The following is a 26,124-nucleotide window of genomic DNA, read 5'->3' as shown; positions in this document are numbered from 1 at the left end:
AAAAAATTGAGCGATCACTCCCAGCCCGGGGGTGATCGCATCTTCCCGAACCCCCGTTTGAGGGTCTAGAAGCGCTGTCATGATCCGGGGCACGCGCGCGCTATGATTACCATCTCGACGACCGCTGCTGTCGTAACGGGCATGCTGCTTGCAGCCTGGCTCGGCGTGGCTGTGTGGGCGACGGTGCTGGGCTTGCGCCGGAAAGCAGCGGGCGAACGCGCGGCTGCGGCAGCGCGGCGTGGCGGGCTGCTGTTGGAAAATACCCCGGCCGTGTTCATGCTGGTCGACGCCAAGGGCCGCATAAATGCTGGCCCAGGCCTCGAAGAATGGTTGGGTCTTTCATCACCACCAAAGCGCCTGATCGAGTTCAAAGACCTGCTTGGCGAAGATCGCTTCGACAGTTTTTCCGATACCGTGATCACCGCTTGCCGCACCGCCAAATCCTTTGGCATGGAATTGCGTGTCACCGGTTCAGATCGCATCCTGTTTTCACAAGGTGGTCCCGCGCCAGATGAACTCGGCGGCAATCAAGCCTCGATGATCTGGATATTTGACGCGACAGAAACCCGCAGCGAGATCCTCGCCTTGTCGAGCCGCGCTGATCAAGCCCATGAAGCCTTGAATGCTTTATCAGCCCTTATCGAAGCCGCCCCATTTCCGATGTGGCACCGAGCCCCGGATCTAAGGCTAACGCTCGTAAATAAGGCCTATGTCCGCGCCGTCGAAGCGGAAAACTCAGCCGAAGCTATTAGCCGCGGCCTGGAACTGATTGACATGCCAGGCAAGGATAGTGCGCGCGCTGTGGCCGCTCGCGTTCGCGAGGATGGTGAGCCCCATTCGCGGACTGTACCGGCGACCATCCGTGGCGAACGGCGGATGATGCAGATCGTCGACGTACCACTCGGTGAGGTGGGTGTTGCCGGCTATTCCATCGATGTTGACCAGCTTGAGGGTGCTCGGGCCGAGCTGGCGCGCTTTGCCAGGGCGCAGCGCGACATGCTCGATCTGCTATCGGCCGGCGTTGCACAATTCGACCTCGACAGGACACTTATTTTCTCGAATCAACCCTTCCAACGAATATTCGAGATGAAGAACGAGTGGCTGACAGACAGGCCTGAGTTTGACCGTGTGCTAGATCGTATGCGGGAAGCAGACAGGGTCCCGGAAGTTAGGGATTTCCCTGAATGGAAAGCTGAACGACGCGATTGGTTTCTAGCTGCTGATGGGCCCGCTGAGGAAAATTGGTTGTTAGCGGATGGGACGCATTTGCGGGTCGTTGCGCAACCGTTGCCTGATGGCGGCTTGCTGCTGATTTTTGAAGATCGCACGGAGCAAGCTCAGCTCGCAAGTGCGCGCGACACGTTACTTCAGGTTCGGACGGCCACCTTCGACAATCTTTCCGAAGCAATAGGCGTGTTCGCTGCAGACGGTCGACTGCACATCTGGAATCGCCGTTTCCGAGAAGTTTGGGATCTGGATGAAGACATCCTTTCCAATCATCCTCGGGTTGATGAGCTTACTGATACAATTGCCGAACGGTTTCGCTCTGCAGGGAGCGCTGATGCGATTCAAACAGCCGTCCGATCAGCCACCGCCGAGCGGCAACAAGCCAGCGGCCGCTTATCTCTTCACGATGGGCGCTATTTTGACTTTGCGGCTGTCCCGCTGCCGGATGGGAACGCCTTGTTCACACTGCTCGACATCTCCGATAGCAAGCGAATAGAGGCGGCGCTCCTTGAACGGAATGAAGCGCTGGAAGCTGGTGATCGACTTAAGACTGCCTTTGTTTCGAATATCAGTTATGAGCTGCGCACGCCCCTGACTTCAATCGCCGGTTTCGCAGAGATGCTCGACGGCGGCTATGCCGGTGACCTTCCTGAACAAGCCGCTGAATATGTGAAGTCGATCCTTGATTCCGTCGCGACGCTGCGGGTGCAGATCGACGAGGTTCTGGATCTGACACAAGGCGAGGCGGAAGACCTGCCAATGGCGAAAGAGGAGGTCGATCTACAATTGCTATGCGAGGAAGCAGCAGCGGACGCCCGGGTTAGAGCGGCGGCCCGGCACCATGAGTTTGTCGCGGAAATCGACTGGTCCGTGGGGAGCGTGATCGGCGATGCCCGTCGGCTGCGCCAATCCCTTGACCACTTACTTCGCAATGCGATCCGATACACCCCGGAGGGCGGACGAGTTTTGTTGCATGCCGAGGGCTCTACCGGTGAGGCCCGAATAACCGTTTCAGACAATGGTGTCGGCATCACCGAAGAGGATCGGGCTCGAGTATTTGACCGTTTTCATCGTGGTTCGGGCGAACAGCAATCCCGAGCTTTGGGACTTGGATTACCGCTGACGAAACAGTTCGTCGAAGCTCATGCGGGAACATTGGAACTCAATAGCGAACCGGGCGAGGGGACGTTTGTAACAATCGCTCTACCCCGCGAAGGTCAGCAGTAACGATGCCGGACGCGATACCGCTCGAAGACGAAGAAGCGACGGTCGCATTTGGTGCATCAATTGCACCGACCCTGCGGCAGGGAGATGCGGTTGCGCTGTTTGGCGATCTGGGCGCTGGAAAGACGACGCTTGCTCGTGGAATTCTTCAGGGCCTGGGCCTAAATAGTGAGGCGCCAAGCCCAACCTTTGCGATTGTGCAACCATATGACGCTCCCGAAACACGGATCCCGGTATGGCATGTCGATCTGTATCGTCTTGAGGATCCAGACGAAGCGTTGGAGCTGGGTTTAGATGAAGCACGTCGTGAAGTGGCGATGCTGATTGAGTGGCCTGAGCGACTTGGCGCAAATCTCTGGAACGACACGTTGCGCCTCTATTTGAACATTGAATCGCAGGGAGAAGGGCGACCTGCCGCACGGTCCTTGACAGCGACGGTTCCGCCCGCTTGGGAGACCCGATGGCCACCAGCATGAAAAACCCCGAGTCTGCTCCAGAATTTCTCCAAGCCAATGGCTGGGGAGATGGGGCGCTGCTACCGCTCGCCGGCGATGCTTCCTTTCGGCGCTATTTCCGAGTCGTCGCTCCCGGTCGAACCGCAGTGTTGATGCATGCTCCGGCAGACAAGGAAGATAGCCAGCCCTTTATCGACGTCGCAGATCATCTGAATCGGCTCGGGTTTGCCGCACCGAAGATCATGGCGAGCAATCTTGAGGAAGGTCTTATCCTGCTGGAAGATTTCGGTGACGCTCGCATGCGCGAAGTTGTCGATGCAGCGCCTGAAAGTGAAGCGCGAATTTACCGGGATGCAGTAACCCTGTTGGGCGTGCTTCACCGTTCTGGCGCAGGTGATCTGCCAAGCTACACGATGGACGAGTATCTCCGCGAGGCCCGATTGTTTACTGAATGGTACGCCCCGGCGCTCGATTTGACTGTCGACGAAGCCGGATTTGATGCCGCATGGCACAAGGTGCTGGGTCCGGTCGTAGAACAGTCCGATCCTGTGACTGTCTTGCGGGACTATCATGCCGAGAATCTGATGCTGCTTGAGGGGCGACATGGAATTGGATCGCTTGGTTTGCTGGATTTCCAGGACGCACTAGCCGGTCATCCAGCTTATGATCTGGTTTCGCTTTTGCAAGATGCGCGTCGCGACGTGTCGCGGGAACTCGAGGAAAACATGATAACGCACTATCGGGTAACCAATCCCGTCGTGACAGGGCCAGAGTTTGACGCCGCCTATGCCATTCTCGGAGCGCAGCGAAACGTGAAGATCCTGGGTATTTTCACCAGGCTTTGGAAGCGCGATGGAAAATCGCGCTACCTTTCCTATCAGGCGCGGGTGTGGAAATATCTTGAACGGGATTTGAGGCACCCGGCACTTGCACCGGTGACAGCATGGTTTTCATCCAATGTTCCAAGCGGAAAACGGTCTGATGCTTGGCAAGGAGGCTCGCCACGATGAACAAATTCAGTGCGCCGTTAGCCATCCGTCCGGCCACTGAAGGCCCGAATGTCGACACGGCCATGGTAATGGCAGCAGGCCTCGGCAAGAGGATGCGACCGCTGACAGCGACAACGCCCAAACCGCTTATTCAGGTGAAAGGTCGAGCCCTGCTTGATCATGTTCTGGACCGACTTCGCGATGCTGGCGTGTCAAAAGCTATCATTAACGTTCACTATCTGGCGGATGCGGTCGAAGCCCATTTGGCGCGACGAGATGGTGATGTCGGCATCACCGTATCTGACGAACGGTCCGAGCTGCTCGAAACAGGCGGCGGTGTCACCAAGGCTTTGCCTTTAATTGATGCAGACCCCTTCTTCGTCATGAACTCTGACGTCCTGTGGGTCGATGGTCCGACCGACACACTGCGCCTCCTTGCGGCGCGTTGGGATCCGGACAAGATGGACGCATTATTGTTACTGGTTCCTCAGGCCCATGCGCACTGCCACAAAGGCCGTGGCGATTTTCACATGGATAGCCTCGGTCGGCTCACCCGTCGGAATCGCGGCAAAATCGCGCCATTCGTTTACTCGGGCATTCAACTGGTTTCGAAGCGATTGTTTGTTGATCCGCCAGCTGGTCCGTTCTCGACAAATATCCTCTGGGATAGAGCCATTGAACAGGGTCGAGTATTCGGCTTGGCCCACCAGGGCCTATGGTTCGATATCGGCACGCCGCCTGCAATAAAGAAGGCTGAGGCCCTTCTGTTGGATGGCTAAGGCCGTCCACCCAAACATTTTTACAATCCCGCCCCATCGGGCCTTTTCGGACGCGCTCGCGGCCGGCCTTTTGCGGATGCATGGGAAAGATCCCCTCGGGTTAGCGGGCGGCATCATTCTGGTACCAACCAATCGCACAGCACGTGCGATTCAGGATGCCTTTGTTCGCCGGTCGTCGGCTGGATTGGTATTGCCCCGTCTTGTACCAATCGGCGATCCGGAAATTGTCGAGACATTGGGCAGCGCGCTCGATCCTATCGGCATCTGTGCTGATATCCCGCCGGCAGTCGCGCCGCTTGAACGGACCATGCGGCTTGCAACAATTGTTCAGCGAACCCGCGAAAGATTGGGCGAGCCCGTTGACGCTGGCGAAGCGGTTCGGTTGGCGCGCGATCTAGCGACGACGCTCGATCAGCTGTTGATCGAAAAAGTGAATCCCGAGGCATTGGCCGATGGCGTCGAGGGAGAGCTTGCCGAACACTGGAAAGTCTCGCTTGACCAGCTCGAGATGATATTGACCGAATGGCCGGCCGAACTACTCAAGCTTGGTAAGATCGACATGGCCGAACGGCGTAATCGACTACTCGATCATATGGCGGAGCGTTGGCGGATTAGCCCGCCTGATGGATTTGTCGTTGCGGCTGGTATTGCGTCAACGTCACCGTCTGTTGCCCAAGTCCTGCGTACTGTTGCCCGAATGGAGCAGGGTAGCGTTGTGCTGCCGGGTTTAGACACAGTGATGCCGGACTGTGAATGGGAGGCACTGGGACCTCATGACCGTGATCCACAGTCCGGCTTCAGAAAACGTTCGATTGAGACCCATCCGCAATTCGCGCTAAAACTGTTGCTGGATCGCGTTGGAGTAGCGCGTGACGAAGTTAGGCCTTGGCGTTGGGGCGGTGGACATGACTCTCCCGCTGTTCGGACACGCGCGATCAGCAATGTGATGGCGCCCGCAAATTTCACCGGCAAATGGAATGATCTTCCACCTCGCGAACGTCGACTTTCAGGGGTCCGAGGGCTGGAATTGGCTACCCCGCGCGAAGAAGCGCAAGTCATTGCAATTGCGATGCGAGAGGTGCTTGAGACGCCCGGGCGCACGGCCGCACTGGTCACGCCTGATCGTGCTTTGGCTCGAAGAGTATCAGCCCACTTGCGCCGCTGGGGAGTCGAGGCAGATGATTCCGCCGGGCGTCCCTTGTCGGAGCAACCGCCTGGAACATTACTAGTTGCGCTGGCAACGGCCGCGGCCGACCGATTTGCTCCCATTTCACTGCTGGCCTTGTTGAAGCATCCCCTTGTTCAGGCCGGAGACGGCCGCGGCACATGGCTCAACGATGTGCGGCAACTTGATATAGCTTTGCGAGGTCCTCGACCCCGGGCAGGGCTTGAAGGCGTCAGCGAGCATCTTCGATCCATGACCGCCCAGGCGCGCGATCGAGAGCGCGAAGCGTTATTGTCAGTTCAGCGATGGTGGGACGACACAGCTGATCTGCTGCGCCCGCTGCAAGGTGCAGCACAAGCCAGCGCGACATTGTCCGCGCTCATTGCCGCAATACGCGATGCCGCAAGCAGACTGGCTGGAGATGTCGTTTGGTCTGGCCCAACCGGGCGCGAAGCCGCGCGGTTTATTGCCGATTGTGAGATGCAATCCGCTCTTGGTCCGGCAGCTGCGGAGATTTCCGATATGGCACCGCTGCTGACCCACTTGATGGGTGATATCGCAGTCCGCCCGCCACAGGGTGGTCATCCGCGCCTTTCCATCTGGGGGGTTCTCGAAGCGCGGCTGCAGCAGGCGGATTTAATGATCCTTGGAGGCTTGAACGAAGGCATTTGGCCCAATCTTCCGGCACCAGACCCCTGGCTCGCTCCGCGCTTACGCGCTGAGCTGGAACTGCCGGGCCTGGAACGGCGTATCGGGTTAGCTGCCCATGATTTTGCCAGTGCCTTGGGTGGTCGTCAGGTTTTAGTGACGCGGGCGCGCAGGGATGCGAGCGCACCCGCAATTGCCTCGCGCTTCTGGTTGCGCCTTGAAGCCATGACAGGAGGCCTAACGCGCGCTCCGCGATTCAAGGCATGGGGCACATCTATTGATCATGCCGATCACCAGACACAATCGGCTGCGCGGCCGGCTCCCGCTCCACCCATGGCTGACCGTCCGAAGCAGATATCAGTCACCAAGGTTGATCGGCTTAAGGCCGACCCCTTCGCTTTCTACGCGCAGACCATGTTGCGACTGTCCGCGCTCGATCCGCTCGATTCAGATCCGAGCCCTGCATGGCGGGGGTCAGCTGTGCATCAGATATTGGAAGACTGGTTCCGCGAAGATGATTGCGACCCGGACAAGTTAATAGCGCGGGCGGAAGCGCTTCTCGATGCGAGCGATGCGCATCCATTGATGCGCGCCATGTGGCGACCGCGACTGACCGAACCGATCCGCTGGATTGGTGAGCGGGTCCGGGCTCAGATAGCAGCGGGTCGAATTCCCGTGGCCGCGGAGGCCGATGGCAAAACCGAGATTTCCGGCGTTGTGCTGACCGGAAAAGTCGATCGCATCGACACTCTGCCAGATAGCAGCCTTGCGATAGTTGACTATAAAACCGGCCAGCCTCCGAGCCCAGCAGCCGTCGAAGCGGGCTTCGCGATGCAGCTTGGCTTGCTGGGACTATTGGCAGATCGCGGTGCGTTTGCAGGGATCGATGGCAGCGCCGCTCTCTTTGAGTACTGGTCCCTTGGAAAAGATGGCGATGGCTTTGGTTATGTCAAAGAACCATTTCGTAAACGCGGTGACGCTGAGATCACCGCCGAGAACTTCGTCGCACATGCAGCCTCGGTGTTCGCCGATGCTGCCGAGCTGTGGTTGATCGGTGACGAGCCTTTCACCGCAAAACTCCATCCCGAATATGCGCCCTATGGTGATTATGATCAGCTGATGCGGTTGCAAGAATGGTATGGGCGCAGTGATGGGTAAACGCCTATCTCCGCTCTATCCGCTGACCGATGAACAGCGCGACGCTTCAGACCCAGCCGAACTTGCCTGGCTGTCGGCTTCTGCTGGCACAGGAAAAACCCAGGTGCTCACAGCGCGGGTCATGCGGTTGCTGTTGTCGGGTGTCGATCCAGCCGCGATCTTGTGTCTGACCTTCACCAAGGCCGGCGCCGCAGAAATGGCGGATCGGATTCATGCGCGTTTGGCGCATTGGGTTCGGCTGAAAAATCCCGTCTTGGCTCAAGAGTTGATGGCGCTTGGGGAGGCGCATGATCCCGATTCCGTCGCCGAGGCTCGCAAATTATTTGCCCGGGTGCTCGATGCGACAGGCGGTGGATTGAGAATACAGACTATCCATGCCTTCGCGCAGAGCCTGTTGGCCGCATTTCCGGCCGAAGCACGAATAGTACCCGGATTCCGACCGATCGAAGGGCGCGAACAATCGCTCCTGATCCGGGATACATTGGCGGCAATGCTCGTCAGCGCCGAAGAAGGTGGTGACACGGACCTGATATCCGATGTCCAACATCTCAGTCGCCGAATGGGCGAGGAGGGGGCCGAGAATTTTCTCCGTCATTGCGCTCACAACTTTGAAGCATTGGCCGCCGTTGGCCCCCCAGAGCTGTTTAATGACGTATTGCGCCGCGGCTTCGACTTGCCGGCCGGTGATGTGGATCAGGCCATCATTGAAACGTGTTCCGATACTGCGTTTGATATCGACGCGCTGAGCAAGATCGCAGATGCAAATTCTCAATGGGGGACCAAAACCGGCCTTGCTGGAGCGCAAACCATATCGACCTGGCTCGCCGCAGATGCCGAACAGCGATCCGTGATGCTCTCGGATCTTCGCAATGTTTGGGCGACAAAGCAGGGAGATCTCAGAAAGTTCAGTCAGAAACTGATCGATAACGCGCCCGACTATCCTGAAATTTGTGCGTCGTTAGACGAGCAAGTTGGCGCCATGTTGGCCATGCGCATCAAGGCCGAGTTTTCCCAATTCGCTGGTGCCGCACTTCGCTCCGGCCGGCGTTTTGCAGAGGATTATGCCGTAGCCAAGCGCCGGCGGGGCGCTCTCGATTTCAATGACATGATCACCATTGTCCGGTTTCTACTCACCCAGGACGGCATTGGAGAGTGGGTGCGCTACAAGCTGGACCAAAGCATCGATCATATTCTGGTTGATGAGGCGCAAGATACAAACAGTGCGCAATGGTCCATCATCGAAGGCTTGAGCGCCGAGTTTTTCGAGCTGGATCCTGACAGCGCAGATGCTGTGCACAGGACGATCTTTGCCGTAGGTGACTTCAAGCAGGCGATCTTCGGTTTCCAGGGCACAAACCCGCAGGCGTTTACAGATGCGCGGACACGATTTGCACAGCATATCGAAGAGCGGCAACGGGCGCTCCAAAATCTTAGTTTGGATAAGAGCTACCGGTCTTCGGCGCCGATCCTCGAACTCGTCGATGCGGTGCTGAAAAATGTCGGAGCGGATGCGATCGGCCTGCCGGACGCACTTCGGAGTCATGTTTCTGCGCATGCGGGACGCCCCGGCCAGGTCAGCATTTTCAAGCCAGTGCGGGGCGAGACGCTGGATGAGGTTGATGCAGGTGAAGAGGGGTGGCTAGCCGATGCCAAGCTCGCCTTGGCGCGAAAAATTGCCCAGCAGGTGAAGCGCTGGATTGCCGACGGGCCCGATCAAATCTGGGTTTCCGGCAAAGGGCGTCCGTTGCGGCCGGAAGACGTGCTGATTCTGATGCGGAGCCGCGGCGAGCTTGCCTCATTGCTCGTGGCGCGCTTGCATGAAGAGGCGGTCCCCGTGGCCGGCGTCGATCGGCTCATGCTTACCGACCCATTGGTCGTGCAAGACTTGCTAGCGACATTGCGGTTTGTCCTGCAGCCCGAGGACGATCTGAATCTTGCAAATTTGCTCGTTTCGCCGTTGATTGGTTGGTCGCAGGATCAGCTCTACGCTCTATCCTTTGGCAGAAAATCTGGGCTTTGGAGTGTGTTGCGTGATGCAGCGCAACAAAAAGGTCAGGCGATCGATGGTGCAGCTGCGACCGTGCAATTGTTGCAGGAACTGTTGGATCGTGCGGATTTCATCACCCCCTATCAGTTGCTCGAACATATTCTCTCCGGGCCACTGCAAGGTCGTCAGAATCTTCTCTCCCGTCTTGGAGAAGAGGCCCGTGATCCGATTGATGAGCTGTTGAACACGGCATTGGTGTTTGAAACCGAAAACTCGCCATCGCTTCAGCATTTTCTTGATTGGTTTGATCGCGGTGACGCGGAGATCAAACGAGATCCTGCGGCCCCGCTAGATGCCGTCCGAGTCATGACGGTGCACGGCGCCAAAGGCCTGCAGGCGCCATTGGTAATCCTCGCCGATGCGACCTTCGATCCCAATCTTGCGCGCAGTTCGAGTGTTGATTTCCAACTTGCAGAAAATCTGCCTGCGGTTCCATTGCCGCGACCTAGGAAGGTCGAGCAGGTCGATATGCTTGCCGATGCCGTCGAGCGTCAGCAGCTGGCAGATCGCGAAGAACATTGGCGGCTGTTGTATGTCGCGCTGACGCGGGCTGAAGAACAATTGGTGGTCGCTGGGTCACTGGGCCCACGTAACAAAGACGGCGCTCCGCAAGACAGCTGGTACAATGCTGTCGAGCAAGCAATGCAAACGCTTGATCGAGAATGGGAAGACGATGCTCACTGGTCCGGCGTGATGCGGTTTGAGGGACACCAGCCGGTTGATACGAAGCGTCGCCGTTCCGTTGCCAGCCGCTCAGTTCCGCCAGTTATCGCAAAACCCGGTTGGCTCGATATGCCGGCCCCCGACGAAGAATGTCCTCCGCGTCCGTTAGCACCATCGTCTTTGGCCGACGATAAAGTTCCCGATCCACCGCCAAGCGATGCAATGCGTTTCGCCGCCGAGAGGGGGCGGTTGCTTCATAGCTTGTTCGAACGCCTGCCGGACGTGGCGAAGCCCGATCGTACAGATGCAGCGCATCACTGGCTGGAGCGCAATGCGGGCATAGAAAACCAGACCATCCGGGATGAGATTGTCGGTCATGCACTCGCTATAGTGGAGAATGACGATTTCTCTGAGATATTCTCGTCCGATGCGCTCGCTGAAGCGCCGATTGCTGCGGTTGTTGGAGATATTGTTGTGTCAGGCACGGTCGACCGATTGCTGGTTGACGATGAGCGGGTGCAGGTCGTCGATTTCAAGACCGGCGGCTTTGTACCGTCTGGGCCAGACGCGGTTCCCGTGACGCATGTCCGCCAAATGGCAGCCTATGCTGCGGCATTGCGTGTGATCTTCCCCGAACGTGATATCGAAGCAAGCTTGCTATATACGTCTGGCCCGAAACTGATCAGCGTGTCCGCCGATCAACTCGAAGCGAACAAGCCGGGCTTGCCCCCCATGGAGCAAAGTTTGTCGCCGGGCGGTTGAGTGAAAGCCCGTGGCACCCTAAATGGCGACTAACCGATAAGGAGATAATGATCATGGCAACGAAGCCGGTAACCGATGGTAGTTTCGAACAGGACGTGCTGAATGCCGATGGGCCCGTGCTCGTCGATTTCTGGGCGGAATGGTGTGGCCCTTGTAAAATGATCGGCCCGGCGCTTGAAGAACTGTCGGACGAAATGGCCGGTCAGGTTACGATTGCCAAGATCAATATCGATGAGAATCCGGATGCAGCTGCCAAATATGGTGTGCGCAGTATCCCGACCATGCTGATCTTCAAGGGTGGCGAGAAACACGCTGAAAAAGTCGGCGCGGCGCCAAAGATGCAGCTCAAACAGTGGATTGAGAGCGCTGTCGCAGCCTAACTAGGCGAACAAAATTTCCGCAGCCTGCTCCCAGAGCTGCGGTGTGGCGGCCGAGAGTAGTCCCGGACGCTGATCAGTCGGAGAAAACGGCGTGCCATCAGGGCGCGCCGTTTTTCCGCCCGCTTCTGACAAAAACAAAGCGCCGGGTGCATGGTCCCAGGGCAGCACGCGTTCATAAAGCGAGATATCATTCACGCCGAGCGCCAGCCGGGGATATTGCTCGCCAGCGCAACGGGGAATGGCAACAATGTCGAGTTTGCCCGAAGCCCGCTCCTCCAACATTTTGCGGCGCTCAGCTGGCAAAAAATGCATGCCAAGAGCGGCAATTGGCATCGGGCCTTTGGTGGGTTCCGTTCGAACCCTTTCATCACCAACAAAGGCGCCGTGACCGCGATGGGCATGACACATGCGTTGCGTGACCGGATCATAAATCCAGCCAGCCTGGGCCTCGCCATCTTCCAACAAGGCGATCATGACGGCGAAGGGCGTCTTGCCTTCTGAGAAATTGGTTGTGCCGTCTACAGGGTCGACTAGCCAGGATAACCCGGCCCCGAGCGTGTCCAACAATGACGCGTCGGCCGCGGTTGCTTCCTCACCTACAATACGTGCTTCGGGCAGGATCCTGCTCAATTGCTCGGCGATCCGTTCCTCGCTTTCTTCGTCGGCAATTGTGACTATTTCTCCCGGCGATTTTTCAGAGATTTCATGCGCCGCGAGTGCCTGAAACCGTGGCATGATGATCTCACGTCCGACTTCGATCATTAGATCCGAAACCGCGCCGTGCAGGCTATGCATCGTCATGTGCGATAATCGGCGTTGATCGAGATATAGCCATGCGTCAGGTCGCACGTCCAAACGGTCGCTCGCCCGTCACCAATTCCCAGATCGATACCGATTTCGATTTCGTCGCCTGCTAGATGGGCGGCAACTGGCGTTTCGTCATAGCCTTCGACCGCCAATCCGTTTTGGGCCACTTGTGTGGCGCCGAAACGGATGCCCAGTGCATCGCGATCCGCCGGCTCTCCAGCTTTTCCAACCGCCATTACAACTCGACCCCAATTCGCGTCTTCGCCTGCAATGGCCGTTTTCACGAGCGGAGAATTAGCGACCGACAGGGCCACCCGCCGCGCGCTTTCGTCGCTCTCTGCGCCATCAACCTTGATTTCGATGAACTTCGTTGCGCCTTCTCCATCACGGACCACGAGTTGCGCAAGAGTGAGACAGACCTGATCGAGAGCAGCAACGAAACCATCAACACCGGCCTCATCAATGGCGGTGAGGGCGGCGTTCCCGGCTTTGCCCGTGGCGAACAGAAGCACCGTATCCGACGTCGATGTATCGCTATCAACGGTGATGCAATTGAATGTCTTGGCAGCGGACCGGGTCAGCATGTCTTGCAACAACGCACTGTCGATTGCTGCATCGGTGAAAATGAAGCCAAGCATTGTCGCCATATCGGGCGCGATCATACCCGAGCCTTTGACGATACCGCTGATCTGCACTGTTGTATCACCGATTACAGCGCTTGCCGTTGCACCCTTCGGAAATGTGTCGGTGGTGGAGATCGCCAGAGCCGCGTCCTCCCAGTTCGCGTTGCCCGCAGAGAAAGCAGCCTCGAGGCCCGCTTCTGCTTTGTCGATGGGCAGCGGCTCGCCTATGACTCCAGTCGACGCGATAAAGACTTCATTCGGTGTGCAGCCGAGATGATCGGATACTTTCGCAGTTATCGCCTCAACAGCCGCTCGTCCGCGATTACCTGTGAAAGCATTGGCATTGCCAGCATTGACGATCAGTGCGCGCGCCGTACCGGTCGATAGAGCGTCCCTGCACCATTCAACCTCGGGTGAAGGACAGCGCGATTGGGTGGTGACGCCGGCGACAACAGTTCCCGGATTCAGCTCAAAAAAGGTCAAATCGCAACGATCCCAGTGTTTGTATTGAGCGCGTGAGACGCGGATTGTCACACCGTCAATCGATGCCGGTTGGCGAAATTCAGCGGGGCTTAGGGGAGAGGCGGCAATTTCCATGACAAGGTTTCCGTGATTTTGGCTTGCCTTAACGCGTCACCATCCAATTGACTATCCTCCCCCCGATCCCTACATCGCGCGCCTAGGTTTTCGGGGATTTCAGGCCGTTTCACATGGCCCTCCCAACATAAATAGTCAGGAATGCCCATGTTTGGCGGTATTGCCAAATCGATATTCGGATCGAGCAATGATCGGTACATCAAAAAGCTCGAAAAGATCGTCGCGCAGATCAATGCGCTAGAGCCCGAGATTCAGGCTCTCAACGATGATCAACTCAAGGCCCAAACGCCAAAATTGAAGGATCTCCTTGCCGCCGGTGCGACGCTTGAGGATATCCTACCCGAGGCCTTTGCAACCGTGCGCGAAGCAGCCGTACGCACACTCGGCCAGCGGCACTATGATGTGCAGATGCTGGGTGGAATTGTGCTCCACCGTGGCGAGATTGCAGAGATGGCAACTGGCGAGGGTAAAACGCTCGTCGCGACGCTGCCCTGCTATCTGAACGCCTTGGAAGGCAAGGGCGTTCATGTCGTCACGGTCAACGACTATCTGGCTCGCCGCGACGCGGAATGGATGGGACAGGTCTATAATTTCCTCGGCATGGAAGTTGGCGTGATCGTCCCGAACTTGCCGGAAGAAGAGCGCCGTGCTGCCTATGCAGCGGACATCACTTACGGCACGAACAACGAATATGGTTTCGATTATCTGCGCGATAACATGAAATATTCGCGCACGCAGATGGTCCACCGCCCGTTCAATTTCTCGATCGTCGATGAGGTGGATTCTATCTTGATCGATGAGGCGCGGACACCGCTCATCATCTCTGGTCCGACCGAAGATAAATCTGAGCTGTATATCGGCGTTGACGCTGTCGTGAAGAAGCTCGTCGAAGACGATTATGAGCTCGATGAAAAGCAGCGTGCTGTAACCCTCACCGAAGACGGTACTGAAAAAGCCGAGCGACTGCTTGAAGAGGCGGGACTGCTCGAAGGTGCCAATCTCTATGATTATGAGAACACGCTCGTCGTTCACCATTTGCAACAGGCTCTCCGCGCCAACACGCTGCAGAAGCGCGACAAGGAGTATCTCGTCAAGAATGATGAGATCGTAATCATCGACGAGTTTACCGGCCGCATGATGGACGGACGACGCTGGTCAGATGGTCTCCACCAAGCTGTTGAAGCCAAAGAAGGCGTGCCGATCAAGCCGGAAAACCAGACTTTGGCGTCAATCACCTTCCAGAACTATTTCCGGATGTATCCCAAACTCGCTGGTATGACCGGTACCGCGCTGACCGAAGCGCCGGAGTTTTTCGATATCTATCAAATGAATGTGACGACGATCCCGACCAATGTCCCGATCCAGCGCATCGACGATACCGACGAATTCTACAAAGATGAGATGGATAAGTTTGCGGCAATTGCCAAGGCTATTGGCGAGGCGGCTGAACGCGGACAGCCGGTTCTGGTCGGTACGGTTTCAATCGAAAAATCCGAGCTCTTGTCGGAGTTTCTGAATAAAGAGAAGGTTGAGCACGCCGTTCTTAATGCACGACATCATGAGCGCGAAGCCCATATTGTTGCGCAAGCCGGACGCACCGGTGCGGTCACTATCGCGACAAATATGGCGGGTCGTGGCACCGATATTCAGCTTGGCGGTAATGTTGAATTCCGGATTGAAGACGAACTTTCCGATATGGAAGAGGGGTCGGAGCGCGACGCTGCGATTGAGCGCATCACCAAAGAAGTGAGCGAAGAGAAAGAGCGGGTGAAAGCCGCTGGCGGCCTGTTTGTTCTCGCGACCGAACGCCATGAGAGCCGCCGGATCGACAACCAGCTCCGTGGTCGCTCGGGACGACAGGGTGACCCAGGTCTGTCGCGTTTCTATCTTTCACTCGATGATGACCTGCTGCGTATCTTCGGCCCGCAGACAATGTTTGCCAAAATGGTTCGCAGCAATCTCGAAGAGGGCGAGGCGATTGTTAGCCCGTGGGTAGCCAAGGCGATCGAGACCGCGCAGAAAAAAGTCGAAGCGCGCAACTATGATATCCGCAAACAGGTCGTCGAATATGATGACGTGATGAATGACCAGCGCAAGGTCATTTATCAGCAGCGTGGTGACATCATGGATGCCGAGGATGTTGATGATATCGTTGTCGATATGCGTCAGGAGACAGTGAATGGCATTGTGGCCGATCACTGCCCGCATGGCACCTATCCTGAGCAATGGGACGTAGAGGGCCTGAAGAAGACGGTTGATGATCTTCTGGGAATGCAACCGCCGTTCGACGATTGGATGCGCGAAGAGGAAGTGGCTCCCGATCTTCTTGAAGAGCGGCTGTTAGAACTCACCGACCGTCAGGTCGACGATAAGTCCAAGGACATTCCGGCTCCTGACTGGGTTGAGGTTGAAAAGAGCATCCTGCTGCAGAATCTCGATATCCAGTGGAAAGAACATCTCTCCACTCTGGATGCGCTTCGCCAGGTCGTGAACCTGCGGTCCTATGCGCAGAAGAAACCGATTGACGAGTATAAGCGCGAAGCCTTCATGATGTTCCAGCAGATGCTGGTGAATATTCGCGAGGAGGTGACCAAGACTTTGGCATTCGCGCGGTTTACACCCGCCGAACCGCCGCCATTGCCGGATCTGCCAGACTTCATCACCACCCACATCGATCCGCTGACAGGTGAAGATAACAGTGCTGACATCGATGGGGGCGATTTGGGATTGGTGACATCCAAACTACCGCCACGCCAAACAGGCGCTCCACGCTTGGACGAGCTAGCTGCCGGCAATCCTGAGGATTGGAAAGGCAAAGTTAGCCGCAATGCGCCGTGCCCATGTGGCTCGGGACGCAAATACAAACATTGTCACGGAGCGCTCAAATAGGCGCTGCTCATCTGGCACATATTCGGCGGCCACGCATATGATGACGACGGCCGCCGATCCGGTCGTTCTTGCGGACGACGCGCTGTCGCGCGGCGATAATCTCGAGGCATATGATATCGCCATTTCCGCCGAGGCGGAGGGCCAGCAAAGGCCACGCCTTGCCTATATCGCGACGCTCGCCCTTGCGCGTATGGGCGACACGAATATGGCGCTGGATTATTATGACAAGGCGGGGCTTGGCGATATCGATGATGACGATATTCTGGCGCTTTTGGGACGCCTTAAGAAAGATCTGGCTGAAACAGCAAAAGCCAGAGATCAGGCGGAGTTGTTTGCTGAGGCAAGCCGTGCTTATCGCGAAGTTTACGAAAATCGCGAAAGCTATTTTACCGGCATCAATGCCGCCACGACGGCGCTTCTCGCCGGAGATCGGGTATCGGCTGAAGAGCTGGCCGAGAAAATCCTCGACGATCCTGCAGTAGCAAAACCGACGGGATTCTACGCCACCGCGACGGCGGCTGAAGCCAATATATTGCTCGGCCGTGGTGAGGATGCGTTGGATGCAATATCGGCGGCGGTGCGCTGGTCAGATGCGAGTGTGGGATCCAAGGCGTCGACATTCCGGCAAATGATGTTGATCGCAAAAATTGTGCCGGACATGGCAGAAATTATTGCACCGATAATCGAGGTGCTCCGCCCCTCGCCGGTATTGGTTTTCACCGGCCATATGTTTCGTGCCGACCTTAAAGCCGAGGAGGCTTTGACGGCCCAAATAGATGCGGCGTTGGATGAGCTTGAACCGGATACGGCCTATGGCGCTCTTGCCTGCGGTGCTGACATATTGGTTGCAGAAGCCGTAATCCGGCGCGGGTTAGAGCTGCACGTCGTCCTGCCATTTGAGCGCGAGGATTTCATCACTCAATCTGTTCGCCCAGGTGGCGAAGACTGGGTGCCCCGATTTGAGAAATGCATGGAGCGGGCGACCAGCGTCAGCTTTGCGACTGATATGAGCTATATAGGTGACCCCAATATGTTCAGCTATGGCTCGGCCGTTGCAATGGGCCTTGCACGGATGCGGGCCAGGCATTTGCGGACAAGCGCCGTGCAGCTAGCGATTGCTCAGACTGAAGACAACGCGCTGCCTGTCGGCACCAATAGCGACGTTTCGACGTGGAACAGTCTCGGCCATGAAAGCAGGATCATTGATCCAAGTGAGATCGATCGCAATCTTGATCGGCCGCCAGAAATCTCAATGCCTGAAGGGGTTACGCGCGTCGCACATTCGATGATCTTTGCGGACTTTGCCGGTTTCTCGAAACTGTCGGAAGCGGCCCTGCCGCTGTTTGCGCGCGATATCTTTGGACGGGCGGGCAAAGTGCTAGACGAATATGGTGATAAGATTCTCTACCGTAACAGCTGGGGCGATGCGCTTTACGCCGTTGTTTCGACACCAAAAGATGCGGCTGAAATCGTCCTGAAACTACAAACTCAGTTTGCCGAAATTCCCGACCTGTTGCAGGAATGTGCCGGCGGGAATTGTGGGATGCGTATCGGGGTCCATCACGGTCCGATCTATCGCGGCCATGATGCAGTAATGATGCGGACGACATTCTTTGGCACGGAGGTTACGCGAACTGCCCGGATCGAACCGGTAACGCCGACCGGCGAAGTCTATGCGACCGAAGCATTTGCAGCGATATTATCGTTGGAGTCGGATCGGCCATTTGGAACGCACTATGTTGGCCGGGTACAGCTCGCAAAGAATTATGGCACGCTTGCGATGTACAAGCTCAGCCGGCGTAATCTCGATCTGTAAGGAAAGGGTGGCTCCCCGGGTCTGATTCGAACAGACGACCGATCGGTTAACAGCCGATTGCTCTACCACTGAGCTACCGGGGAATGCCCTTGAAACCTGCCTCGCGATTCACGGATCGTCTGGCAGAGGCGCGCCTATAGCAACGCTTTATGGGGCGATGCAAGCGTCTCAGACGATGAATTGTTCGCGGGCGATCCGTTCGTCGAGTGCGTGTTCGGGATCAAACATTAATGTCAGGGCGAGGCTGGCGTCCAAACGGACCTCAACGGTCGCCACATCGCGTACTTCGCGTTGGTCCGCAACCGCGCTGACCGGGCGTTTCAGCGGTTCGAGCACGCGAAAAGCGATCCGCGTATTGTCCGGCAAAATGGCGCCTCGCCAGCGCCGCGGACGAAACGGGCTGATCGGTGTCAACGCCACCATGTTCGATCCCATCGGCAGGATCGGACCGCGGGCAGACAGGTTATATGCCGTCGATCCGGCCGGTGTGGCGACAATCACGCCGTCACAGACCAGTTCTTCAATGACGACATTATCGCCTGCCATCACTTCGAGCTTTGCCGTCTGGCGGGTTTCCCTGAGCAGCGAGACTTCGTTGATCGCGGGACTGGAAACCGTTTCACCCTCTACCGTCACCGCATCCATTCGCAATGGCATCACTGTAAAGGACTTGGCTTTAGACAATCGCTCTTCGAGCCCATCGGGCCGCCATTCGTTCATCAGGAAACCGACAGTACCGAGGTTCATGCCGAACACCGGAAGGATCCGACGTTCTGAAAGCATTTGATGCAGTGTCTGCAGCATGAAACCGTCACCGCCCAGGACAATCGCGGCCTCAGCGTCAGCCATGTCGGCAAAGCTGTGCCGTTCGCGCAGGGCGGCTTCTGCGGTCTGGGCTTCTTCTGTCGGCGAGGCGACGAGCGCATATTTGCTATCGATCGTCATCCGCCGGTTACGCTCATATGCCGCTCAACCGATGGCCTCGAATCGCTTCCAATGGCGAAATCATGACGTTTAGGCTTCATGAGCATCGCGCGATCAAGCAGTGCGTCCAGCGCCTCGCGACCGCCCTTGCGCAGGGCTGTGCGCAAATCGAGATTATCGTCATGTCCAAGGCACATATAGATCTTCCCAGACACAGTGATCCGAACGCGATTGCAGCCGTCGCAGAAATTATTCGTCAAGGGCGTGATAAGGCCCAGTTTCAAACCGAGTTGCTCAACCTGCCAATAACGGGCCGGTCCGCCGGTCCGTTCGGCCAGAGGGTTGAGCGAGAATTGATTTTCTAGCTGACGCTGCACACTATCAAGCGGGAGATACCGATCTTGCCGATCATCGTCGATCTGACCTAGCGGCATTGTTTCGATCAGCGTCAGGTCGTGGCCTTGATCGGCGCACCAGCGCATCATTGGGACAATCTGGTCGTCGTTCAGGCCTTTCAAGCCGACCATATTGATCTTCACCTTCAGGCCAGCCGATTTTGCGGCGGCTATGCCCTGCAAAGTTTTGTCGAGGTCGCCCCAGCGCGTGATGTAGCGAAAGGTTTCGGAATCAAGAGTATCGAGACTCACATTGACGCGCCTAACACCGGCATCCACCAATCGCTCAGCGAATTCTGCCAAGCGCGACGCGTTTGTTGTCATCGTCAGTTCGTCGAGATTGCCACTGTCGAGATGGCGTCCCAGCATATCTACCAAGTCGAGAACGCCTCTGCGAACCAGCGGTTCGCCGCCCGAAAGGCGGATCTTGCGGACTCCACGATCGATGAACGCAGTCGCGATCTGGTCAATCTCTTCGAATGACAGAATCTCGCTCCGCGGCAGGAACTGCATCTTCTCGGACATGCAATAGCGGCACCTTAGGTCGCAGCGATCGGTCACCGATATGCGCAAATAGCTGACATGTCGGCCAAAACTGTCCGTAAGTGGCCGATTCTGTGGGATCGTGTCCGGATTCATATGCTATGCCCTAAAACGGGGCAGTGATGCGGGCAAGTGTGGATCGGATCATTGCGCCGACACTCGGGTAGGATAGACTGAAGTTGGCCTATCGATGGCCGCTCGGGCGGGGAGGCCCAATATTTCGACTTTTGCATCTTCCACCGGAAACCCGCTCTTTCTGCTGTCTTTTCGGCAGCGAAACGAAATGGCGGCCATTGCGGAGCGGGCGGGGTGGTCACCGATCGCCGCACGGCGGCTCGATAAAGCCGAAAGACGGTTTACGCTTTCGGGTGCCAGAATTGCAGTTGTTGACGCGCGTGGTGCGTTTGATGACGGAATAAAAGCGGTCCAGTTGCTGGCTGAAGCGGTTGAAGCCAATGCCGCAGCGTTGCTGGTGTTGATATCCAAAACCGATACTGATCGGATTGATTCCGTACTTGCCGCTGGAGCGACGCATTATTTGGCGAGCCCGTTTGGAGAACAGGAACTCGTTCAGGCACTGCGGTTTGCTGACAGATATACGGTCCGTGTTGGCGGTAGATTTCATCAGGCTGCTCAGCGCGCACCTTCGATGGGCGCTGAACTGGGTTGGCGTTATGACCGAACGACAGGCCTGGTCACACCAACCCCGGCACTTCATGCGCATCTTGGTTTGCCGGGTGGGCCGGGCGAGCCAATGCCTTGGTCCAACTTTGCCGAGCTGCTCGATGACGACGCACAGGGAGATTCCGCGCGGGCGATTGAAAAACTGTTGGCCAATCGCGAGCCTACAGCCTTTGCGCACGACACCCCGAATGGTGGAGCGAGCCGGATGGTGCACCATTTGGCTCTGGATGAGACCGGCAATCAGGTCGACGGACGTGTCGAGCTCCCCGATGAAGAAGCATCCAGTCGATCTACAGCCGACCGAGATTATCTTACCGGTATTGGCGATGTTCGGGCTGCGCATCGATGGCTGGACACACAGCTTGGCGCGCAGGAAGAAGCTGAGCAAAATTTTGCACTGATCCTGCTGTCCTTGCATCGATTTGAACGGATCAACCAAGCCTATGGCAGTGCCATAGGCGATGCTGCCTTGCAGGGCATGGCGCGGCGCATTGAGCGATTGGTTATGGGAATGCCAATGCGCAACAAGTTGATTGCCAGGTTGGCAGGTGCCGAATTCGCTATTGGCCTTGCGCCGGGGGTCTCGCTCGATGAAGCCGAATTCGTCGCACAGCAGTTAAATGGCGTGATAGAGCAGCCGTTTATTACCGATGGTCAGGTTATCCGGCTGAAGGCGCGTTGCGGCATTGTTACAAGCATAGAGACGGATGCAAATGCTGCCGGGATTATGAGACGCGCAAGTGTAGCCTTGGCCGATGCACGGTCCGCAGATGGCAGCGCAATCAGCGTGTTCGGTCGCGACGAAGAGATTGAAGCGGCCAGAGACAGCCGACTCGAGATTGACCTTCGACTGGCGCTGGACCGGGACGAAATCGAAATTCTTTTTCAGCCTCAGGTATCGATTACATCTGGCAAGGTAATCGGAGTGGAAGCACTTGCGCGGTGGCAACATCCAGGCTTTGGCGAACTTGGTGCAGTGGCATTGTTCGCTGCCGCAGAAAGGTCCGACTATCTCACCGAATTGTCGACCCATGTTCAGCGTAAGGCGGTTGAGGTCGCGGCCAGCTGGAATGACGCCCGCGCCAACCTGCGCGTGTCCATTAACGTAACGGCGGCGGATATGGCTGAACAAGGCTTTGTCCAGCGATTTGCCGCGATGGTCGATGATGCAGCATTGAGCCGAAATCTTGTGACCGCAGAAGTAACAGAGAGCGGTTTGATCGAAGATCTTGGCGTCGCCGCTGACCATCTGGCGGAGCTTCGCGCCGATGACTTCCGCGTCGCAATCGACGATTTTGGGACGGGCTATTCGAGCCTAGCCTATCTTAAGTCCTTGCCTATGGACTATCTCAAGATCGACCGTCGGCTCAGTCAGGATATAACCGGCAGCGCCCGGGACCGCATTGTCGTCACTGGCGTAATCGAAATGGCGCGGTCGTTAGGCCTGTCTGTAATTGCCGAAGGCGTGGAAACCGAAGAGCAGTTGGCACTGCTCGCGGAGCAAGGGTGCGAACTCTATCAGGGGTATCTTTTCGCGCCGCCGGTTTCATCGGACGAGCTCGCGAAGCTTGTTTCTCAGGACGATTAGCTGGCTGCCTTGGCCAGTCCCTTCGACAACTGCAGAGCCGCGTTAAGCCGCGCCTGCGGGTCGCCCCAATTGCGCGTGATGACCATCTTGTGGTCTGGGCGCAGCTTTGCCGTACCTTTCAGACGCTCAACATAGTCAATCAGCCCGGCCGGGTTTGGTACGCTGTCCTGGAAGAAGCTGACCAGTGCGCCGCGTGGCCCCACATCGATCTTGGACACATTGGCGACCTTGGCGTTGAGCTTGGTTTCGATGATCTTGAGCAGATTGGATGTCGGAGCAGGGATCTCACCGAACCGATCGATCAACTCTGCCGCGAACGCTTCTACCTCCTGGCGATTTTCGAGATCATTCATCCGGCGATAGAGGCCCATACGCAGATCGAGATCAGGGACATAATCATCAGGGATCAGGATTGGCGCGTCGACAGTAATCTGCGGTGAGAAATCGGTTGAACTGCTATCGATGCCTATGTCGCCAGCCTTGGCAGCGACAATCGCATCTTCCAGCATCGATTGGTACAGCTCGAAGCCAACCTCCTTGATATGGCCGGACTGTTCATCGCCAAGCAGGTTGCCTGCCCCACGCTGGTCAAGGTCATGGCTGGCAAGTTGGAAACCCGCACCTAATGATTCGAGATCGGAGAGCACGCCGAGCCGTTTTTCCGCGGCTTCGGTGACGATGCGATTGGCTGGCGTCGTCAGATAGGCATATGCGCGCTCTTTCGATCGCCCGACACGACCGCGCAACTGGTACAACTGGGACAACCCGAATTGATTGGCGCGGTGAATGATCAATGTGTTCGCCGAAGGGATATCAAGACCGCTTTCGACGATCGTGGTCGACAAAAGTATATCATATTTCTTGTCGTAAAATGCGCTCATCCGTTCCTCGACCATGGTCGGGGCCATTTGACCATGGGCGGTGATAAAGCTGACTTCCGGAATCTCCTCGCGCAAAAACTCCTCAAGATCCGGTAAGTCGGAAATTCGCGGTGCGACAAAAAAGCTCTGTCCACCGCGATAATGTTCGCGCAGCAAGGCTTCGCGCAAAACGACGGGATCCCAAGGCATGACATAGGTACGGACAGCGAGGCGATCGATTGGCGGAGTTTGGATTACCGAGAGTTCACGTAATCCTGACATCGCCATCTGCAGGGTGCGTGGAATCGGGGTGGCGGTCAGAGTCAGGACATGGACGTCAGATTTCAGGGTTTTCAGGCGCTCTTTGTGAACCACCCCAAAATGCTGTTCTTCATCGACAATCACGAGGCCAAGGCGTTTGAAGTCGATCGACTTGGCGAGCAGGGCATGGGTACCGATCACGATATCTATCGAGCCATCCGCAACGCCTTCGCGGGTCTGTTTTGCTTCGCCGGTTGGCACCAGTCGTGAGAGCCTTCCGATCTTCATTGGAAAGCCGGAAAAACGCTCCGTGAAATTTGTGAAATGTTGGCGTGCGAGAAGCGTGGTCGGACAGACCAAGGCAACCTGCATCCCAGCCATGGCCGCGACATAAGCCGCTCGCAATGCAACTTCGGTTTTGCCGAAGCCAACATCGCCGCAGACCAACCGATCCATCGGTGTGCCCTTGCCAAGATCTGTAATCACCTGGTCGATAGCCCGATCCTGATCTTCGGTTTCGGCATAGGGGAAGCGGTCGACAAAGCTCGCATAGCTGCTGTCCGGTTCTGCAATATCGGCTTTGCGCAGGGCACGGGCGGCGGCGGTTTCGATAAGATCGCCCGCAATGGCGCGAATGCGATCCTTCATCCGTGCCTTACGCCGTTGCCACCCTTCACCACCCAATTTGTCGAGTTGGACACCTTCGGTGTGCGCGCCGTAGCGAGACAGGACGTCCAGATTTTCAACAGGGACGTAAAGCTTGTCGCCACCCGCATATTCGAGTGCCACACAGTCATGTGGCGCATTGCCGACGGGTATCGACATCAGGCCCTCGTAACGGCCGATCCCATGCTCGCTGTGGACAACCAGATCACCAGGAGAGAGCGTTGCGAGTTCATTGAAGAATGCATCCGCATCCTTTCTTCGGCGCGTGCGGCGTCGTAACCGATCGCCGAGCATGTCCTGCTCGGTCAGGACCGCGATATTCTGCGCAGCATAGCCGTGATCGAGCGGAATAACCGCAAGCGTGATATCGGCCGTCTGGGCGCTTTGCCAATCGTCGACCATTTGCGCGGCTGGCAGTCCATGCTCCTCGAGCAGGCCGCCAAGGCGTTCACGCGCGCCAACACTGTAGCTTGCCAGCGTAACGGTTTTGCCTTGCGATCTCAGGGCAGCGATATGGGCGACGACAGCTTCGTAGATATTAGCATTGGCCTTGCGTTCCGGTGCAAAATCACGGGCGCTTTCAACGCCAAGGTCGATGACGGTTGCGCTTTCGGGTTCGCGATAGGGGCTCGTGATATGCAGCGGAGATTCGCTGATGCGATTCTGCCACTGCGCTTCGGACAGATAGAGCGTTTCAGGGGTGAGCGGACGATAACTGCCGGGATCGCTTGTGCGAACATTTTCGCGATTACGATAATAGTCGGCGATTGCCTCGAAGCGGGATTCCGCGGCCGCCGGCGATCCACTGTCGCGAACAATGACAGCGCCGTCGCCCAGATGATCGAAAACGGTAGCCAATGAGTCTTCGAACAAGGGGAGCCAATGCTCCATGCCGGCGAGCCTGCGACCCTCGCTGATCGCCTGATACAGCGGATCACCGGTTGCAGTGGCGCCAAATAGCTCACGATATTGGCCACGAAATCGCGTTATATTCTCGGCATCGAGTAATGCTTCGGAGGCGGGCAACAGCGTGAATCGATCTGCGCGGCCGGTTGTCCGCTGATCAGCGGGATCAAACCGACGGATGCTCTCAATCTCATCGCCAAAGAAATCGAGCCGCAATGCTGCCTTTGCGCCCGACGGAAACAGGTCCAGAATTCCACCGCGCACCGCAAACTCGCCAGCATCCGCCACACTCTCGACGAGAATATAACCATTGGCTTGGAGTCTTGCGGTCAGGGCATCGCGATCGATGCGCTCACCGGGTGCAAGATTGGCCACGAGTTGCCGAATACGAAATGGTGTGAGTGTGCGCTGCGTTACCGCATTGATGGTGGTGACGACGAGGCGGGGCTTTTCGGTATCGCGTTGCAGTGCCGCCAGCGCCGCCAGTCGCTCGGCAGAGATACGTAGGCTAGGACTGGCGCGATCAAAGGGCAGGCAATCCCATGCAGGAAACGCAATCACTTCCAATTCAGGTGCAAAATATCCGGCAGCATCCATAAGGCCACGCATGCCCGCATCGTCGGCGGCGACGTATACAGCTGGACGGTCCTGAAAAGCGGCCGCGCGCGCGATATCGGCCATCAGCGCCGGCAGAAATCCTGCCGGCGTACTGGCGAGCGTCACCGGTTCTGACGTATTGAGAAGTTTCTGGATGTCGGTCATTCGGAGATGGGGATGTAATCCAGCTGTTGCATCCGTTTCATCATCGGTCCGTCAATATTTTCAGGCGGAACTTCCGTTCCGATTGCCCATGCCATGATCGAAACATCGTCAATTTCCAGCAATCGCTCAAACCAATCGGTTTGATCGTTGGTCCAACTATCAGAAAAGCGATCAAAAAACCCCCCAATCAGCAGGTCTGCTTCTTTGGTGCCCCGATGCCAAGCTCGGAACTTGAGGCGCTTTAGGCGGTCTGCGTGATTCATAACGGCTCCAACAGCAAAAGGCCGACGGGCGCTAGCGCGGCCT

The 26,124-nt window shown here is 56.9% G+C and carries 16 protein-coding genes and 1 tRNA gene; 10 read left to right on the top strand and 7 right to left on the bottom strand.

Annotated features, from left to right (window positions below; all coding sequences use genetic code 11):
* Nucleotides 1-102: 102 nt before the first annotated feature.
* From HFP51_RS04900 to trxA, 7 genes are read left to right on the top strand one after another with little or no spacing between them, the layout of a single operon-like run.
* A complete protein-coding gene (locus HFP51_RS04900; RefSeq protein ID WP_176874631.1) occupies nt 103-2,454 on the top strand; it encodes a PAS domain-containing sensor histidine kinase in 2,352 nt (783 codons plus the stop codon).
* A gap of 2 nt (nt 2,455-2,456) precedes the next feature.
* Entirely contained in the window at nt 2,457-2,927 is a 471-nt protein-coding gene (tsaE, locus tag HFP51_RS04895) for a tRNA (adenosine(37)-N6)-threonylcarbamoyltransferase complex ATPase subunit type 1 TsaE (protein WP_176874630.1), read from the top strand.
* Nucleotides 2,912-3,916 (top strand): aminoglycoside phosphotransferase family protein, encoded by a 1,005-nt coding sequence (locus HFP51_RS04890; RefSeq protein ID WP_370462939.1) that lies wholly within the window; start codon nt 2,912-2,914, stop codon nt 3,914-3,916. Before tsaE ends, HFP51_RS04890 begins: the two co-directional genes overlap by 16 nt.
* Nucleotides 3,913-4,674 (top strand): nucleotidyltransferase family protein, encoded by a 762-nt coding sequence (locus HFP51_RS04885; protein WP_176874629.1) that lies wholly within the window; start codon nt 3,913-3,915, stop codon nt 4,672-4,674. Before HFP51_RS04890 ends, HFP51_RS04885 begins: the two co-directional genes overlap by 4 nt.
* Entirely contained in the window at nt 4,667-7,645 is a 2,979-nt protein-coding gene (gene addB / locus HFP51_RS04880; RefSeq protein WP_176874628.1) for a double-strand break repair protein AddB, read from the top strand. The genes HFP51_RS04885 and addB overlap by 8 nt, the downstream gene beginning before the upstream one ends.
* Entirely contained in the window at nt 7,638-11,117 is a 3,480-nt protein-coding gene (addA, locus tag HFP51_RS04875) for a double-strand break repair helicase AddA (RefSeq protein WP_255454876.1), read from the top strand. Before addB ends, addA begins: the two co-directional genes overlap by 8 nt.
* A gap of 53 nt (nt 11,118-11,170) precedes the next feature.
* Nucleotides 11,171-11,497: a thioredoxin TrxA gene (gene trxA, locus HFP51_RS04870; protein WP_176874626.1), complete on the top strand. Its 327-nt coding sequence runs from the start codon at nt 11,171-11,173 to the stop codon at nt 11,495-11,497.
* On the opposite strand, the gene HFP51_RS04865 is transcribed toward trxA, so the two are convergent.
* Both HFP51_RS04865 and argJ read right to left on the bottom strand, forming a co-directional pair.
* Nucleotides 11,498-12,292 (bottom strand): inositol monophosphatase family protein, encoded by a 795-nt coding sequence (locus HFP51_RS04865; protein ID WP_176876548.1) that lies wholly within the window; start codon nt 12,290-12,292, stop codon nt 11,498-11,500.
* A 2-nt stretch (nt 12,293-12,294) separates the two neighbouring features.
* Entirely contained in the window at nt 12,295-13,524 is a 1,230-nt protein-coding gene (gene argJ, locus HFP51_RS04860) for a bifunctional glutamate N-acetyltransferase/amino-acid acetyltransferase ArgJ (protein WP_176874625.1), read from the bottom strand.
* A 147-nt stretch (nt 13,525-13,671) separates the two neighbouring features.
* On the opposite strand from argJ, the gene secA reads away from it, so the two are divergent.
* Together secA and HFP51_RS04850 are read left to right on the top strand one after the other, a co-directional pair.
* On the top strand, nt 13,672-16,413 hold the full coding sequence (gene secA / locus HFP51_RS04855; RefSeq protein ID WP_176876547.1) for a preprotein translocase subunit SecA: 2,742 nt from the start codon (nt 13,672-13,674) through the stop codon (nt 16,411-16,413).
* A gap of 37 nt (nt 16,414-16,450) precedes the next feature.
* Nucleotides 16,451-18,229, top strand: coding sequence for an adenylate/guanylate cyclase domain-containing protein (locus tag HFP51_RS04850; RefSeq protein WP_176874624.1), 1,779 nt, complete (start codon nt 16,451-16,453; stop codon nt 18,227-18,229).
* An 8-nt stretch (nt 18,230-18,237) separates the two neighbouring features.
* On the opposite strand, the gene HFP51_RS04845 is transcribed toward HFP51_RS04850, so the two are convergent.
* The 3 genes from HFP51_RS04845 to moaA form a co-directional block, all read right to left on the bottom strand.
* A tRNA-Asn gene (locus HFP51_RS04845) sits at nt 18,238-18,312 on the bottom strand.
* An 85-nt stretch (nt 18,313-18,397) separates the two neighbouring features.
* Nucleotides 18,398-19,174: an NAD kinase gene (locus tag HFP51_RS04840; RefSeq protein ID WP_176874623.1), complete on the bottom strand. Its 777-nt coding sequence runs from the start codon at nt 19,172-19,174 to the stop codon at nt 18,398-18,400.
* Nucleotides 19,171-20,187, bottom strand: coding sequence for a GTP 3',8-cyclase MoaA (gene moaA / locus HFP51_RS04835; RefSeq protein WP_176874622.1), 1,017 nt, complete (start codon nt 20,185-20,187; stop codon nt 19,171-19,173). Before moaA ends, HFP51_RS04840 begins: the two co-directional genes overlap by 4 nt.
* 187 nt (nt 20,188-20,374) lie before the next feature.
* Here moaA and HFP51_RS04830 point away from each other — a divergent pair, with 187 nt between their 5' ends.
* Nucleotides 20,375-22,363 carry a bifunctional diguanylate cyclase/phosphodiesterase gene (locus HFP51_RS04830; RefSeq protein WP_255454869.1) on the top strand — a complete coding sequence of 663 codons (1,989 nt, stop codon included), beginning with the start codon at nt 20,375-20,377 and terminating at the stop codon, nt 22,361-22,363.
* Here the strand turns inward: HFP51_RS04830 and mfd are convergent.
* Both mfd and HFP51_RS04820 read right to left on the bottom strand, forming a co-directional pair.
* The gene (gene mfd / locus HFP51_RS04825; protein WP_176874621.1) at nt 22,360-25,818 is read right to left on the bottom strand and encodes a transcription-repair coupling factor; all 3,459 of its coding nucleotides are present in this window, start codon (nt 25,816-25,818) and stop codon (nt 22,360-22,362) included. The genes HFP51_RS04830 and mfd overlap by 4 nt on opposite strands.
* Entirely contained in the window at nt 25,815-26,081 is a 267-nt protein-coding gene (locus tag HFP51_RS04820; protein ID WP_176874620.1) for a succinate dehydrogenase assembly factor 2, read from the bottom strand. Before HFP51_RS04820 ends, mfd begins: the two co-directional genes overlap by 4 nt.
* Nucleotides 26,082-26,124: the final 43 nt, after the last annotated feature.

The organism is Parasphingopyxis sp. CP4 (assembly GCF_013378055.1).
Taxonomy (GTDB): Bacteria; Pseudomonadota; Alphaproteobacteria; order Sphingomonadales; family Sphingomonadaceae; genus Parasphingopyxis.
Note: the sequence above shows the minus strand (reverse complement) of the source record. Positions and strands in the feature narration are given on the sequence as shown.

Bases quoted from the DNA above. Each gene is read 5' to 3' on its own strand.
- HFP51_RS04890 (WP_370462939.1), top strand. From the start codon at position 2,912: ATGGCCACCAGCATGAAAAACCCCGAGTCTGCTCCAGAATTTCTCCAA.
- HFP51_RS04885 (WP_176874629.1), top strand. From the start codon at position 3,913: ATGAACAAATTCAGTGCGCCGTTAGCCATCCGTCCGGCCACTGAAGGC.
- HFP51_RS04865 (WP_176876548.1), bottom strand. From the start codon at position 12,292: ATGCATAGCCTGCACGGCGCGGTTTCGGATCTAATGATCGAAGTCGGA.
- trxA (WP_176874626.1), top strand. From the start codon at position 11,171: ATGGCAACGAAGCCGGTAACCGATGGTAGTTTCGAACAGGACGTGCTG.
- secA (WP_176876547.1), top strand. From the start codon at position 13,672: ATGTTTGGCGGTATTGCCAAATCGATATTCGGATCGAGCAATGATCGG.
- tsaE (WP_176874630.1), top strand. From the start codon at position 2,457: ATGCCGGACGCGATACCGCTCGAAGACGAAGAAGCGACGGTCGCATTT.
- addA (WP_255454876.1), top strand. From the start codon at position 7,638: ATGGGTAAACGCCTATCTCCGCTCTATCCGCTGACCGATGAACAGCGC.
- HFP51_RS04840 (WP_176874623.1), bottom strand. From the start codon at position 19,174: ATGACGATCGATAGCAAATATGCGCTCGTCGCCTCGCCGACAGAAGAA.
- HFP51_RS04830 (WP_255454869.1), top strand. From the start codon at position 20,375: ATGGCGGCCATTGCGGAGCGGGCGGGGTGGTCACCGATCGCCGCACGG.
- HFP51_RS04900 (WP_176874631.1), top strand. From the start codon at position 103: ATGATTACCATCTCGACGACCGCTGCTGTCGTAACGGGCATGCTGCTT.
- mfd (WP_176874621.1), bottom strand. From the start codon at position 25,818: ATGACCGACATCCAGAAACTTCTCAATACGTCAGAACCGGTGACGCTC.
- moaA (WP_176874622.1), bottom strand. From the start codon at position 20,187: ATGAATCCGGACACGATCCCACAGAATCGGCCACTTACGGACAGTTTT.
- HFP51_RS04850 (WP_176874624.1), top strand. From the start codon at position 16,451: ATGATGACGACGGCCGCCGATCCGGTCGTTCTTGCGGACGACGCGCTG.
- addB (WP_176874628.1), top strand. From the start codon at position 4,667: ATGGCTAAGGCCGTCCACCCAAACATTTTTACAATCCCGCCCCATCGG.
- HFP51_RS04820 (WP_176874620.1), bottom strand. From the start codon at position 26,081: ATGAATCACGCAGACCGCCTAAAGCGCCTCAAGTTCCGAGCTTGGCAT.
- argJ (WP_176874625.1), bottom strand. From the start codon at position 13,524: ATGGAAATTGCCGCCTCTCCCCTAAGCCCCGCTGAATTTCGCCAACCG.